Origin of the sequence: Pseudomonas putida, from assembly GCF_002025705.1 — a bacterium.
GTDB lineage: Bacteria > Pseudomonadota > Gammaproteobacteria > Pseudomonadales > Pseudomonadaceae > Aquipseudomonas > Aquipseudomonas putida_J.
In genome coordinates this window covers 3114846-3128642 of record NZ_CP018846.1, presented here as the reverse complement: position 1 = coordinate 3128642, position 13797 = coordinate 3114846, and the positions used below count along the sequence as shown (strand labels likewise).

Genomic DNA, 13797 nt, shown 5'->3' with positions numbered 1-13797 from the left:
CCATGCGAACCCAAGATTACCGCTGGATGGTCAACACGCCCCAGCGCTTGCGCGGCTGGGCGGGCAGCGCCGCGCTGCTGCTGGCGATCATCGTGCTGCTGCACTGGAGCGCCAACGGTGCGCAACTGAGCCTGGGCGAACTGGCGGCAGGCTTGCCGCAGATTGGCGACTTCATCAGCCGTTCGTTGCCGCCGGACCTGAGCATCTTGCCCAAGCTGTTGGCGCCGGCCCTGGAAACGGTACAGATCGCCATCTGGGGCACATTGCTTGGTGTTATCTTCGCTATCCCCCTGGCGCTGCTGGCTGCGCGTAACCTGCACAGCAATCGCTGGGTGTATCAAGGTACCCGGCAGCTGCTAAACGTAATACGTAGTATCAATGAGCTGATCCTGGCTCTGGTGTTCGTCTCGGCGGTGGGCCTGGGGCCGTTCCCCGGCGTACTGGCGCTGGCTGTGCACGGTGTGGGCATGCTCGGCAAGTTCTTTGCCGAGAGCATCGAGGAGATTGATCAAGGCCCGCTCGAAGCCCTGCGTGCCACGGGGGCACGACCGTTGCAGGTGATCGTGTTCGGCGTGTTGCCACAGGTGGTCACGGCGTGGATCGCGGTGATCCTGTACCGCTTCGAGGTCAACCTGCGTTCGGCCACGGTGCTGGGCATGGTGGGTGCGGGCGGCCTGGGCTTCGAGCTGGTCAGCAGCCTGAAGCTGTTCAAGTACCCGGAAACCGCCACTTGCATCATCGTCATTACCTTCATGGTGGTGGCTGCCGATCTGCTCTCCGGCCGTTTGCGCAAGGCCATCCAGGATAACGGCCGGCACTGACGCGCAGGCCCGAGGACTTGACATGCCTACACAATTTCACAACCCGGTGGCCATTCACTTTGGTGCCGGCAGCCTCGATCGCCTTGGCGAACTTACCCATGACGAGCGAGTGGTGCTGGTCACCTTCCCCGAAGCCCGTGCGCTTGGCCTGGTCGAGCGGGTCCGCAGCCTGCTGGGCGAGCGCCTGGTGCAGGTGATCGACAACGTACAGCCCAACCCGGACGTTGCCTGGCTGCGCACGGTGCACGAGGGCTTCTGGGGCGAGCATGGCGATTGCCACACGGTGCTGGCACTGGGAGGCGGCAGTGCCATCGACACCGCCAAGGCGCTGGTGGTTGGCACTGCCAGTGGCCGCTTCGATGAGCTGCTCGAGCTGCTGGCCAGTGGCCGGGCGTTCACCCCGGCGCGCAGCAAGCGCCTGATCGCTGTACCGACCACGGCGGGCACTGGCAGCGAGGTCACGCCTTGGGCGACGATCTGGGACGAGGCCAGCCAGCGCAAGTATTCCCTGCACCTGGGCTGCACCTGGCCGTCGCTGGCGATCGTCGACCCGCAGTTGATGCTCAGCGCGCCGGCGGGGGTGACCTTGGCCAGTGGGCTTGATGCGCTGTCCCACGCACTGGAGGCAATCTGGAACCGCAATGCCAACCCGATATCCGACACGTTGGCCGAGTCGGCGATTGGCGAGGTGCTCGACTGCCTGCCATCGCTGTGTGCCGACCTGGGCAATCTGCAGATGCGCGAACGGATGGCGCTGGCGGCGCTGAAAGCGGGGTTGGCGTTTTCCAATACGCGCACAGCGCTGGCACATTCGATTTCTTATCCGATGACCTTGCGCCATGGCGTGCCGCACGGGATTGCCTGTTCGTTTACCTTGCCGCATGTGCTGGGGCTGGCCTGGGGGCGGGATGCCGGGCGGGATCGGGTGTTGCAGCGGGTGTTCGGGAGGGATCTTGGTGCAGCCCAGGCGCGGTTGCGAGGGTTCCTGCAGGGGCTGGGGGTGCGGACCGAGTTTGCCGATTACGGCGTGGAGGCGGCAGAGGCCGAGTTACTGGTGGCGCAGGCGCTGAAGGGCGCGCGCGGCGTCAACTTTGTCGGTGCCTGAGCAGGCCCTGTCGGCGACGACACAAAAATTATGCTCAAGCCTTAGGCAAATCCTTCATCAGCCAGCGGCCCGTTGAAACAGGCCACAAGGTAAAGTGACAGGAAAATTCCAAGGCGCCTGCGAATGGCGCCAACGAGGTGCCTGTGGCTTCCTACACCCTGCGACAACTCAAATACTTTGTCACCACCGTCGAGGCCGGCAGTGTCGCCGAGGCCTCGCGACAGCTTTACATCGCCCAGCCGTCGATCTCTACGGCGATCAAGAGCCTGGAGGAAAGCTTTGGTGTGCAACTGTTCATCCGCCACCACGCCCAGGGCGTTTCGCTGACGCCCAGTGGCAAGCGCTTCTACGCCAAGACCAAGTCGCTGCTGCAGATGGCGCACGAGTTCGAGCAGAACGCCCTGGCCGACAACGACACCGTTGCCGGGCATATCGACATCGGTTGCTTCGAAACCGTGGCGCCGCTGTATCTGCCGCGGCTGATCGCCGGCTTTCGCGAACGCTACCCGGGGGTGGACATCCGCCTGCGCGACGGTGAGCAGCAGGACCTGATCCAAGGGCTGACTGCCGGCACCTTCGACCTGGCGTTTCTCTATGACCATGACCTGGACGGCACCATCGAAGCGGAACCCTTGATGCCGCCGCAGAAGCCTTATGTGCTTCTGCCCGAGAAACACCGCTTTGCCGCCCAGGCGCAGGTGTCGCTGCGCGACTTGTGCCCGGAGCCGATGATCTTGCTGGACGTGGCGCCGAGCCGGACCTATTTCGTCAGCCTGTTCAATGAAATGGGCCTGACGCCGAACATCGTCTTCAGTTCGCCGTCGATCGAGATGGTGCGCGGGATGGTGGGGCAGGGCTTCGGGTTTTCGTTGCTGGTGACCCGACCGCACTCGGAATGCACCTATGACGGGCAGAAGCTGGTGATGATCGATATCGCCGAGCCGGTGGCATTGTCGGGGTTGGCAGCGGCGCATTTGAAGCGGGTGCAGTTGACCAAGCCGGCGCAGTTGTTTGTCGAGTTTTGCCGCGAAGAACTGGCCAAGTTCTGAGAACTGGGGGCCGCTTTGCGGCCCATTCGCGACACAAGGCCGCTCCTACAGGGATCACGCATTTCCTGTAGGAGCGGCCTTGCCGGGGCGCCGGACCGGTCGGAAAGGGGCGCAGAGCGCCCCCAGCAGTTTCACAGGATCACTGCTGATCCGGCACCACCGCAATCACATCGATTTCCATCAGCCACTCGGCCTGGGCCAACCCTGCCACCACCAGCCCGGTGGAAATCGGGAACACGCCCTTCAGCCACTTGCCGACTTCCTTGTACACCGGCTCGCGGAAGCGCGGGTCGGTGATGTAGGTGGTGGTCTTGACGATGTGCGACAGGTCCGAACCCGCCTCTTCGAGCAGTTGCTTGACGTTCTTCATCGCCTGCTCGGTTTGCGCCCGAGGGTCACCCAGGCCCACCAGCTTGCCTTCGAAGTCGGTGCCGACCTGGCCGCGCACATAGATGGTGTTACCGGCCCGTACGGCCTGGCACAGGTCGTTGTCCAGGGTCTGGTTGGGGTAGGTTTCCTTGGTGTTGAACATGCGGATGCGAGTATGGGTAGGCATCAGTGGGCTCCGAGGGTGCTGACGTTGCTGATCGAGTTGTCTTGTTGGTCATCCGCTTCGCGCTGGTCGCGGTCGCGGTAGGCCAGGTAGGTGCGCTGCGTGGCGATGTGGCCGGCGACGTGCTTGGCGTCGTGCCACACGCCCCAGATGAACGACGAGCCACGGCGCGACAGCCAAGGCAGGCCGAGGAAGTACACGCCCGGCTCGCGGGCTACGCCGCGCTGGTGCTGGGGTTTGCCGTTGGCGTCGAAGGTGTCGACCTGCAGCCAGCTGAAGTCCACGCCGTAGCCGGTGGCCCAGATGATGCTGGTGACGCCGGCCTGGGCCAGGTCCAGTTGCTGCAGGGGGTGGGTCATGCACGCCGGGTCGGCCAGGCGCTTGCGCGCTTCGGGCTCTTCCGGCAGGTCCAGGCCGTTGCGCTCGATATAGGCATCGGCGGCATCCAGCAGGGCCAGGTAGTTTTCGTCGCCGCGGTTGATGTTCTCGACCAGGTTGTCCTGGAAGCGCGCCACACCGTTGTCGAACGATTGGGTCAGGCCGACCAGGGTCATGCCCTGATGGGCGAGGGCGCGGAAGTCCACGGTGTGGCCGCCTCGGGCACCGCTGACGGCGATGGTCACGTGCTCGCGGCCAGGCTTGGCGATTTCCGCATCCCACTCGCCGAGCACGCCCAGCCACCAGCAGAAGTCGCGGTTGCGGTAGGCCCGTGGTGGGCGATCGTGGGCGCCGACCGACAGGTACACCTGGCGCCCGGCGCGCATCAGTTCTTCGGCGATCTGCACACCGGAAGAGCCGGCGCCGACAACGAGTACGGCGCCTTCAGGCAGTTGCTCGGGGTTGTAGTAGGCGGCGGAGTGGATCTGGTGGAGATTGGTGTCTTTCGGCGCGATGGCCGGGATGACCGGTTTCTGGAACGGGCCAGTGGCAGCCACCACGCGGTTGGCGCGGATCACACCTTCGTTGGTTTCGATGGTGAAGCCGGGGCGGTCGGCATTGCGTACCACCTTCTTCACTTCGATGCCGGTACGTACCGGCAGATTGTACTTGCGTACGTATTGCTCGAAGTAATCGGCGACCTGGTCCTTGCCAGCGAAGGCGTCGGCGTCGAGGTTGAATTCCAGCCCCGGGAAGCGGTCGTGCCAGACCGGGCCGTTGGCCACCAGCGAATCCCAGCGGCCAGTGCGCCAGGCCTCGGCGATGCGCTTGCGCTCCAGCACCAGGTGCGGCACGCCAAGCTTGTTCAGGTGTTCGCTCATGGCCACGCCGGCCTGGCCGGCGCCAACCACGAGGGTGTCGATTTCGATGTTGTTCAGTGTCATGTCCGAGCCCTTTGTCAGGCGGTTTTTGTCAGGTCGGTTTGGTGGACCGCCGTTGCCTGGGGCCAGACTAGGGATGCCTGGAAAATCGCGAAAATAGTATTTAGCTGGGGCTTGCCGATAAAACGGCGAAGGCCCCGATTTGCCGGGGCTTGGCTGGGCTTTGCAGCGGTTTTCGGGCGGTATTGGCCGGCCTTAGTTTTTTCCTGTTCAAGGCACAGGAAAATGTTGGTTTCGTGGCCCTGAAGGTTCCGCCCAGAATGCTGGGCATCGCACAGAACAACAGGAGTTCCACCATGACCTTCTCCATCATCGGTCGCTGCCAGGAAACCGGCCAGGTCGGTATCGCCATCAGCTCGTCAAGCATCGCCGTGGGCGCCCGCTGCCCGTGGGTACGCGCTGGCGTCGGCGCGGTTTCCACCCAGAACATCACCTTGCCGGCGCTCGGCCCGCAGATCCTCGATGCCCTGGAGCAAGGCCAGCTGCCGCCCGCTGCCGCGCTGGACCGGGTGCTCAGCGCCAATGGCTGGAGCGAGTATCGCCAGGTCACGGTCATTGATAGCCAGGGCCAGGTGGCGCTGTTCACCGGCAAGGAAGCGCTGGGCGTACACAACGCTGTAGCAGGTGAGCAGTGCGCGGCCGCTGGTAACTTGCTGTCCTCGCTGCAGGTGATCGAGGCCATGGTGCAGGCCTTCGAACAGGCCGGCGGGCATCTGGCTGACCGCCTGCTGGCGGCTATGCATGCGGCGATGGCGGCCGGTGGCGAAGCGGGCCCTGTGCACTCGGCGGCGCTGAAGATCGCCGGCGAGCTGACCTGGCCGCTGGTGGACCTGCGTGTGGACTGGGCCGAGCAAGACCCGATCGGTGTTCTCGATGGCCTGTGGCAGGCGTACCGCCCGCAGATGCAGGACTATGTCACCCGCGCCCTCGACCCGACCGCCGCGCCGAGCTACGGGGTGCCGGGCGATGAGTGAATTCAGCAGCCGCGCCCTGCTGGAGCGGCTGATCGGCTTTGCTACGGTCAGCCGCGACTCCAACCTCGAGCTGATCGGTTTCATCCGCGACTACCTGGCCGATCTGGGTGTGGAGTGCGAACTGTTCCACAACCCTGAGGGCACCAAGGCCAACTTGTTCGCCACGATCGGCCCCAAGGATGTCGGCGGTGTGGTGCTGTCCGGGCATACCGATGTGGTGCCGGTGGAAGGCCAGGCCTGGACGCTGCCGCCCTTCGCCCTGACCGAGCGCGACGGGCGCCTGTATGGCCGCGGCACGGCTGACATGAAGGGTTTCATCGCATCGGTGCTGGCTGCGGTGCCAGCGTTCCTCGCGCAACCGCTGCGCATGCCGGTGCACCTGGCGTTCTCCTATGACGAGGAAGTCGGCTGCCTGGGTGTGCGCTCGATGCTGGCCGCACTGGAAAACCGCCCGCACAAGCCACGCCTGTGCCTGATCGGTGAGCCCACCGAACTCAAACCGGTACTTGGCCACAAGGGCAAGCTGGCGATGCGTTGCGAGGTTCACGGTGCGGCGTGCCACTCGGCATACGCACCTTACGGGGTGAATGCCATCGAGTACGCAGCGAAGCTGATCGGCAAGCTGGGCGAGATTGGTGATGCCCTGGCCTTGCCGGAACATCACGACGCGCGGTTCGACCCGCCGTTCTCCACGGTGCAGACCGGGGTGATCAAAGGGGGCAGGGCACTGAACATCGTGCCGGAAGAGTGTGCGTTCGATTTCGAGGTGCGTGCCTTGCCAGGGTATGAAGCACAGGCGGTGGCCGACCAGTTGCAGACCTACGCCGAGGCTGAGTTGCTGCCACGCATGCGCAAGGTGAACGCTGCCAGTGCCATTCGCCTGCAACCACTGAGTGCATACCCTGGGCTGGCCACGTCAGCCGACAGTGAGGCCGCACGGCTGGTGGCAATGCTCAGCGGCTCGGATGACTTCGGCACCGTTGCGTTTGGCACCGAAGGTGGCTTGTTTGACCAGGCTGGTATTGCGACCGTGGTGTGTGGGCCAGGCAGCATGGACCAGGGGCACAAGCCTGATGAATTCGTCAGCGTCGAGCAGTTGCTGGGCTGTGATGCGATGTTGCTGAGGTTGGTGGACTACCTCAGGCAGGTTTGACCCGGTTGGCCCTTTCGCGGGTAAACCCGCTCCCACAGTGATATCACAACCCGTACGGGCAGCGCTGTACCTGTGGGAGCCGGCTTGCCGGCGATGGGCCGCAGCGCGGCCCTGATGGCTTAGAAGGTCGCCTTGACCTGCAGGCCAACCACCAGCGCGTTGTCGATGCTCTTCCCAGAGAACGCACCTGGCTCGATGATGTACTGTACATCCGGGCGCAGGTTCAGCCACGGCGTGGCCTGATAGCCATAGCTCAGTTCGATCAGTTGCTCGGCATTGTCGATGTTGGGGAACTGCTGCCCGGCATTGAATGCAGCGTCTTCCAGCACATCACGGCTACGCGGGTTCGGCACGGCGCGGCCATAGCCCAGGGCCACGGTATCGCGCGGGCGGCCTTCGAACGGCTTGTACAGCACCACACCAGCGCCATACCACTTGGTGAACGGCGAGGCGGCCTCGCTCGATGCCGAGTACTGGCCGAAGGCGTGCAGGCTGCGGCCCGGCGAGCCGGCGTCGTTCCATACTGCCTGGTCGACCAGCAGGTAGTGGCCACCGCGACCGGCCACTTCCTTGTTGCTGTCGACGCGCTTCACGTCGGAGCTGTCGTAGTAGTAACCCAGCTTGTACTCACCCGGCAGTTCGCCCTGCAGCTTGTAAACCAGCTCTACGGGCACCACGGTACCGGTGGTGTGCTTGGGCCCCAGGTGCCAAGCGCGGCTGGAGTTGCCGTTGCTTTCCGGGTCGACGTTGAACGCCGCCACGCGCAGCTGCCAGGAAGGCGACAGGTCGTACTTCACGCGCACGCCGAGGTGGGCGTTGGGGTAGTTGGTCCAGCCGCTGCCGCCAGACATGTTCAGCGGGTGGCCGCAGAAACCGGCGTTCATGAAGTTGCACAGGATGCCGCTGTCCAGGCCGCCGAGGTCGTTGCCCATGGCCATGTAGCCGAGCTTGACATTGAGTGCCGGGGAGAACAGGGTGCGCTCGTAGCTCAGTTCGGTCAGGCGGGTGTACAGGCCGCCGTAGTTTTCCTGAATCGGCAGGCGGTTGCCGACCAGATCTTCCGAGGCGCTGTTGCCGCGGCGGTCGTTGATGGTCAACTGGACCTTGCCGCCGTTTTCCAGGCCGTACAGTTTCGACAGGTCGAACTGTGCGCCGAGCTTGATGTTCTGTGAGTAGCGCGCCGAACGGTGCAAGCCGCCGTGGGCGTTGTAGGCGGTTTCGCCGCTGTAGTCGCCGGTGATCTTGACGCCGTCTTCCTCGAGCTGGTGACGCAGCCCGCCCCAGTCACCGGTCATGGTGCTGCGGTTCAACAGGTCGGCGTCGGCCAGGGCAGAGGTGCTGGCCAGGGCCAGTAGCAGGGTTGGAGTAATGCGGATAGCGGATGGCATTGCTGTGTCTCGTGTTGTTTTCGGGGGGCCATTCGCGAACAAGCCCGCTCTCACAAGGATCAGCAGAGAACCTGTGGGAGCGGGCTAGCCCGCGAATGCAGCGACGCGCTCTTACGGCAGTGCGTAAGAAATCACATAGTCGCCACGATCAGTCGACTGGCGCGCACCGCCAGCGGTGATCACTACGTATTGCTTGCCGGTTTTCGGCGAAACGTAGGTCATCGGGCCGCCCTGGCTGCCCACAGGCAGGCGGGCTTTCCAGATTTCGTTACCGTTGCTGCTGTCGTAGGCGCGCAGGTAGAAGTCCTGGGTGCCGGCGATGAACACCAGGCCGCCTTGGGTCGACAGGGTGCCGCCGAGGGTCGGCAGGCCGATCTTGATTGGCAGGTGCATGCGGATGCCCAGGGGGCCGGTGTCTTCCACGGTGCCGACCGGTACCTGCCAGGCGATCTGGCGCGACTTCATGTCGATGGCGGTCAGGGTACCGAATGGCGGGGCCTGGCACGGAATGCCGGCAACCGACAGGAAGCGGTTCTTGTTCACCGCGTACGGGGTGCCCTTGAGCGGCACGGCGCCCATGCCGGTGTTCAGCGCTTCACCGCCGGATGCGGCGTCACCCTTGTTCTGCGACGGGATCATCTGGATCCACAGGCCCAGGCGCATGTCGTTGACGAAGATGAAACCATGCACCGGGTCGGTGGAGATGCTGCCCCAGTTCATGCCACCCAGCGAACCTGGGAAGCTCAGCGACAGGTCGGTACCTGGCGCGGTGTACAGGCCGTCGTAGCGCATCTTCTTGAAGTCGATACGGCACAGCAGCTGGTCATACGGAGTGGCACCCCACATGTCCGATTCGCTCAGGGTCTGCGCGCCGATCTGCGGCATGCCTACCGATTTGGGCTGGGTCGGGGAGTAAGGCTCGTTGGGGATGTTGCTTGGCTTGACTGGTACTTCGTCGACCTGGGTCAGCGGTTTGCCGGTGGCACGGTCGAGCACATAGATCTGCCCGGCCTTGGTGCCGATCACCACCGCAGGCACGGACTTGCCGTCGTCCTTGGTGAAGTCGATCAGGCTTGGCTGCATTGGCAGGTCGAAGTCCCAGAGGTCGTTGTGCACGGTCTGGAAGACCCACTTCTGGTTGCCGGTGGTGGCATCCAGGGCCAGTACGGAAGCGCCGTAGGTGTGGTCCAGCTTGTTGCGTTCAACGCCATAGATGTCGGTGGACGACGAGCCCATTGGCAGGAACACGGTGTTCATCGCCGGGTCGTACGACATCGGTGCCCAGCTGTTCGGAGTGCTGCGCACGTAGGTGCTGTCACCTTCTGGCGCCTTGCGGTCTTCCGGGTTGCCTGGGTCGAAGGCCCAGCGCATTTCACCGGTGATCACGTCGAAACCACGGATCACGCCGCCAGGCATGTCGGTCTGGACGTTGTCGGCGACGCGGCCGCCAACCACCACGGTGGTACCGGCCATCAACGGTGCGGAAGACAGCTGGTAGTAGGAGTCCGGCACGTCACCCAGGCCTGCCATCAGGTTGACCTGGCCGTTGTTGCCGAAGCCCTGGCAGAACTCGCCGTTGTCGGCGTCGACGGCAATCAGGCGGCCGTCGATGGTGTTGGTCAGCAGGCGACGCTGGCAGTTGGCACCTGCCGCGACGCTACCGCCGGTGATCGGCGAGCTGTTCGGCTGGGTCGGTTGGGCGATCGCGGCGGTGGCGTCGAAGTAGGCCATGCCACGGCAACGCTGCCAGACCTTGGACTGGGCGTTGATCGCGTTCTTCCACAGCTCTTTGCCGGTGTCGGCGTCGAGGGCGATCAGGTTGTTGTGCGGGGTGCAGATGAACACCTTGTTGCCGATCTGAAGCGGGGTCAGCTGGTCTTCGGCACCGTTGCCGTCACTGATGGCGACGTCACCGGTGTGGTAGGTCCAGGCCACCTTGAGCTTGTTGACGTTGTCGCGGTTGATCTGGTCCAGCGCGGCGAAGCGGCTGCCACCTTCGGTGTTGCCGTAGTGGGCCCAGTCTTTCTGCTCCTTGCCGGTTTCCACCGGGGTCATGCCTGGGCCTTTGCCGGTAGGGGCAACGCTTGGGTGAGCGACGAACATGTTGCCAGCGGCGATCACCAGCACCACGGCCAGCACGCCGGCGATGCCGTAGGCACCACGGCCGGCGCTGGCGCCGTTGGCGCGGGCCAGCATCGGGTAGACCAGCGCCACCACCATGCCGATCGCGGCGAACATGAACAGGCGCGAGAACAGCGGCCAGAACACCAGGCCAGCGTCGATCAGTGCCCAGATCGCGGTACCGACCAGAAACGCCGCGTACAGCCAGGCGCCGGCCTGCTTGCGACGGGCGATGAGAATACCGGCGATGGCCATGGCCAGGCCGCCGATCAGGAAGTACCAGGAACCGCCCAGGCCGGCGAGCTTGACGCCGCCAGCAGCCAGGAGGAGGCCGAGCAGGGCGACGATAACGCCCAAGCCGACCAGGATGATGTTTGTGGCGCCAGAGGCGCGCGGTGTTTCGTTCATGCCAGGGATCTCAGCAGGTGGAATGTGCGCAGTTTAAGCCCTTAGCTTGCTAATTAACAAGTTAGTACATAATTTTATGGGACTGATTGTCGCAGGGCTGAACTTGCGAAGATGTGGCTAAAAGTTTAGATCACGCGCCAAAAAATGCAGTAAACACGGTGTTTAAGCAGCATGTGAATGTTACGGCTTAGACTTTTGTAGCATGAACGAAGGGTGTTCAATGGCTCGGCCACGGTGTGTCGATGCCATAAAACACTGCAAGCCAGATGGTCGGCTGCCCCTGGGCTGTCCATTCCACGCGGTGCCGGCAATGCGCCGAAATGTCCAGGCAATCGCCAGGCACCAGCAGGCGGGTGTAGTCCTCATGTTCAAGACGGAGCCCGGCGCTGCCGGTCAGCAACATGATCCATTCGCCTTCGGCCTGGTCGTACCAGTAGCCGGGCGGGCTCGCCTGGCCGCAGGAAACGATACGTTCGACACGTAAGCCAGGGCGCTGCAGAAGTTCATCGACCCGCTCGCCAGCGGCAGGGTCGCAATGGGGCAGGGCATGGAGCAGATTGCTGATGGTCATGGGCAGTTCTCGCGCGGGTGGAGGTGCTTCCACTATGGACCTGATCGCTCTGCTGTGCGCTTCTTGACCGGCCTTGTGGATTGTAGGAGTGTTCCGAGATCTGAAAATTGGAGTAGCTATGGACAAGCTCCTGGCGATGAAGATGTTCACCGCGACAGTCGATGCCCAGGGCTTTTCCGCGGCGGCGCGCAGGCTCGGCGTGGCCACGTCGTCGGTGACGCGCCTGGTCGATGCACTGGAGGCGGAACTCGGCAGCACCTTGCTCAATCGCTCCACGCGCCAGGTCAGCCTGACCGAAGCGGGTGCACGTTATTATGCGCGGGCAAGGGACATCTTCGACGCGCTGGAAGAAGCCGATGCCAGCGTCGCCGACCGTGGTGATGAGCCGGTCGGCGTGCTGCGCTTGTGCCTCCCGGTGGAGTTCGGCCGCCGTGTGATCGCGCCGCACCTGGGGGCATTCCTGGCAAGGCACCCCTCATTGGAGCTGGACATCGACATGAGCGATCGGCTCGATGACCTGCTCGATGGCCGCTATGATCTGTCCATTCGCCTGGGCGACCCGCAACCGAACGACGAACTGGTGTGCCGGCAACTCGGCCGCTTCCAGCGTTGGCTGGTGGCAAGCCCGGATTACCTGGCCCGGCGTGACGCGCTGCTGCACCCCGAGCAGTTGCTGCAGCATGCCTGCCTGCGTTTTCGCTACGGGCAGAAGGCGCGCGCCTGGCGCCTGCAACGCGCAGATGAGGCGCTGGAACTGGAAGTGAGCGGGCCGCTGCGCAGCGCCAACGCCGACCTGTTGCGTGAAACGGCGCTGGCCGGCAGCGGTATTGCCTTGCTGGCCGACTGGCTGGTGCATGAAGATATCGCCGCCGGGCGGCTGCAGCGGCTGTTCGCGGACTGGCAAGTCAGCCCTGGCACTGCCAATGACAGCATCAATGCCTTGTACTTGCCGAACCACCGTGGCTCACGGCGGGTCAACGCCTTCATCGGTTTTTGCGAAGGCCTGCTCAAGCCCTGATCCCTGCCGTTGCGCCTGGCGCAAAGCCCCGTTGCGCCAGGGCCGGATTCTCTCACCGGCAGGCGCCCGGTAAGGTGCCCGGCATACACCAACCCGATGCCGAGGTACCTCGCATGAATTCCTCCCTTGCCGCTGCCCAGCCAGCCCATGCCGGCCTCAGCCGTGCCCTGGTCGCGCTGCTGGCGTTCTGCTGTGGCGCGATTGTCGCCAATATCTATTATGCGCAGCCCATCGTCGGGCTGATCGCCCCGGACCTGGGCCTGTCCACCGAGCGTGCCAGCCTGATCGTGTCGCTGACCCAGCTAGGCTACGCGCTGGGCTTGCTGCTGTTGGTGCCGCTGGCCGACCTGGTGGAGAACCGCCGCTTGATGATCATCACCGCCGTGCTGGCCTGCGTCAGCCTGTTGCTGGCGGGGACCAGCAGCAGCGGCCAGGGGCAACTGTTCCTGGGCTATGCCTTGCTGATCGGTTTCAGCTCGGTGGCCGTGCAGATGCTCATTCCATTGGCCGCGCACCTTGCGCCCGAGCAACAGCGCGGGCGGGTGGTCGGCAACATCATGGGTGGCCTGTTGCTGGGCATTCTGCTTGCGCGGCCGTTGTCGAGCCTGGTCGCCGACCACTTTGGCTGGCGCACGGTGTTCATCGGCGCGGCCGGGTTGATGCTGGCAATCATCCTGTTGCTGGCGTTGACGCTGCCGCGCCGGGTGCCTGAGCACAAGGCGAGTTATGCCGGGCTGATGCTGTCGTTGGTTGCGCTGCTGCGCCAGTACCCGGTGCTGCGTCAGCGCTCGCTGTACCAGGCATTGATGTTCGCGGCTTTCAGCCTTTACTGGACCGCGGTGCCGCTGGCCTTGGCCACCGAGCATGGCTTGTCGCAAAGCCAGATCGCCTTGTTTGCCCTAGTCGGCGCGGTGGGTGCCATCGCCGCGCCCATGGCGGGCCGCCTGGCCGACGCCGGTCATGCCCGTGCCGGTTCGTTGCTGGCGCTGGTGTTGGCGCCGGTGGCACTGCTGATGGGGTTGACCACGCCCGGCTACAGCGTGATCGGCCTGGGGCTGACCGGCGTGCTGCTGGACTTTGCGGTGCAGATGAATATGGTCATCGGCCAGCGAGAAGTGTATGCACTGGACCCGGCCAGCCGCGGGCGGCTGAATGCGCTGTACATGACCAGCATCTTCCTGGGCGGGGCAGCGGGGTCGGCGGTGGCCAGTGCGGTATTTGCCCAGCTGGGCTGGCAGGGGGTGGCGCTAGTGGGGGCAGCATTGCCGGGCATGGCGCTGGTGGTCTTCCTGTTGGTGTCGCGGCGCGCCTGAGAGG

Annotated in this window: 12 protein-coding genes; 7 read left to right on the top strand and 5 right to left on the bottom strand. The window is 64.3% G+C overall.

All coding sequences use genetic code 11. From position 1 onward, the window contains the following. The first annotated feature begins 2 nt into the window (after window positions 1–2). From phnE to BUQ73_RS14075, 3 genes are all read left to right on the top strand, one after another. Entirely contained in the window at window positions 3–821 is an 819-nt protein-coding gene (phnE, locus tag BUQ73_RS14085) for a phosphonate ABC transporter, permease protein PhnE (protein ID WP_079228476.1), read from the top strand. Window positions 822–843: 22 nt separating this feature from the next. Next, entirely contained in the window at window positions 844–1926 is a 1083-nt protein-coding gene (psrA, locus tag BUQ73_RS14080; RefSeq protein ID WP_079228475.1) for an iron-containing alcohol dehydrogenase PsrA, read from the top strand. A 143-nt stretch (window positions 1927–2069) separates the two neighbouring features. Next, window positions 2070–2975 carry a LysR family transcriptional regulator gene (locus BUQ73_RS14075; protein ID WP_079230557.1) on the top strand — a complete coding sequence of 302 codons (906 nt, stop codon included), beginning with the start codon at window positions 2070–2072 and terminating at the stop codon, window positions 2973–2975. A 139-nt stretch (window positions 2976–3114) separates the two neighbouring features. Here BUQ73_RS14075 and BUQ73_RS14070 read toward each other — a convergent pair whose 3' ends face one another. Continuing rightward, the gene (locus BUQ73_RS14070; protein ID WP_014590706.1) at window positions 3115–3531 is read right to left on the bottom strand and encodes a RidA family protein; all 417 of its coding nucleotides are present in this window, start codon (window positions 3529–3531) and stop codon (window positions 3115–3117) included. Next, window positions 3531–4850, bottom strand: a complete 1320-nt coding sequence (locus tag BUQ73_RS14065) for a flavin-containing monooxygenase (RefSeq protein WP_079228474.1) — start codon at window positions 4848–4850, stop codon at window positions 3531–3533. The genes BUQ73_RS14070 and BUQ73_RS14065 overlap by 1 nt, the downstream gene beginning before the upstream one ends. A gap of 293 nt (window positions 4851–5143) precedes the next feature. Here BUQ73_RS14065 and BUQ73_RS14060 point away from each other — a divergent pair, with 293 nt between their 5' ends. Continuing rightward, window positions 5144–5821 (top strand): DUF1028 domain-containing protein, encoded by a 678-nt coding sequence (locus tag BUQ73_RS14060; protein WP_079228473.1) that lies wholly within the window; start codon window positions 5144–5146, stop codon window positions 5819–5821. Beyond that, entirely contained in the window at window positions 5814–6974 is a 1161-nt protein-coding gene (gene argE, locus BUQ73_RS14055; RefSeq protein WP_079228472.1) for an acetylornithine deacetylase, read from the top strand. Before BUQ73_RS14060 ends, argE begins: the two co-directional genes overlap by 8 nt. 119 nt (window positions 6975–7093) lie before the next feature. Here the strand turns inward: argE and BUQ73_RS14050 are convergent, their stop codons facing one another. From BUQ73_RS14050 to BUQ73_RS14040, 3 genes are all read right to left on the bottom strand, one after another. After that, entirely contained in the window at window positions 7094–8362 is a 1269-nt protein-coding gene (locus BUQ73_RS14050; protein WP_079228471.1) for a carbohydrate porin, read from the bottom strand. Window positions 8363–8473: 111 nt separating this feature from the next. Further along, a complete protein-coding gene (locus BUQ73_RS14045; RefSeq protein ID WP_060484456.1) occupies window positions 8474–10891 on the bottom strand; it encodes a glucose/quinate/shikimate family membrane-bound PQQ-dependent dehydrogenase in 2418 nt (805 codons plus the stop codon). Between the two features lie 217 nt (window positions 10892–11108). Beyond that, the gene (locus BUQ73_RS14040; RefSeq protein ID WP_079228470.1) at window positions 11109–11462 is read right to left on the bottom strand and encodes a cupin; all 354 of its coding nucleotides are present in this window, start codon (window positions 11460–11462) and stop codon (window positions 11109–11111) included. 118 nt (window positions 11463–11580) lie between these two features. Between BUQ73_RS14040 and BUQ73_RS14035 the strand changes: the two genes are divergently transcribed. After that, entirely contained in the window at window positions 11581–12480 is a 900-nt protein-coding gene (locus BUQ73_RS14035) for a LysR family transcriptional regulator (protein ID WP_079228469.1), read from the top strand. Window positions 12481–12593: 113 nt separating this feature from the next. Continuing rightward, a complete protein-coding gene (locus BUQ73_RS14030) occupies window positions 12594–13793 on the top strand; it encodes an MFS transporter (protein WP_079228468.1) in 1200 nt (399 codons plus the stop codon). The last annotated feature ends 4 nt before the right edge of the window (window positions 13794–13797 follow it).

Bases quoted from the DNA above. Each gene is read 5' to 3' on its own strand.
- BUQ73_RS14040 (WP_079228470.1), bottom strand. From the start codon at position 11,462: ATGACCATCAGCAATCTGCTCCATGCCCTGCCCCATTGCGACCCTGCC.
- BUQ73_RS14045 (WP_060484456.1), bottom strand. From the start codon at position 10,891: ATGAACGAAACACCGCGCGCCTCTGGCGCCACAAACATCATCCTGGTC.
- psrA (WP_079228475.1), top strand. From the start codon at position 844: ATGCCTACACAATTTCACAACCCGGTGGCCATTCACTTTGGTGCCGGC.
- BUQ73_RS14070 (WP_014590706.1), bottom strand. From the start codon at position 3,531: ATGCCTACCCATACTCGCATCCGCATGTTCAACACCAAGGAAACCTAC.
- BUQ73_RS14065 (WP_079228474.1), bottom strand. From the start codon at position 4,850: ATGACACTGAACAACATCGAAATCGACACCCTCGTGGTTGGCGCCGGC.
- BUQ73_RS14050 (WP_079228471.1), bottom strand. From the start codon at position 8,362: ATGCCATCCGCTATCCGCATTACTCCAACCCTGCTACTGGCCCTGGCC.
- phnE (WP_079228476.1), top strand. From the start codon at position 3: ATGCGAACCCAAGATTACCGCTGGATGGTCAACACGCCCCAGCGCTTG.
- BUQ73_RS14035 (WP_079228469.1), top strand. From the start codon at position 11,581: ATGGACAAGCTCCTGGCGATGAAGATGTTCACCGCGACAGTCGATGCC.
- BUQ73_RS14030 (WP_079228468.1), top strand. From the start codon at position 12,594: ATGAATTCCTCCCTTGCCGCTGCCCAGCCAGCCCATGCCGGCCTCAGC.
- BUQ73_RS14060 (WP_079228473.1), top strand. From the start codon at position 5,144: ATGACCTTCTCCATCATCGGTCGCTGCCAGGAAACCGGCCAGGTCGGT.
- argE (WP_079228472.1), top strand. From the start codon at position 5,814: ATGAGTGAATTCAGCAGCCGCGCCCTGCTGGAGCGGCTGATCGGCTTT.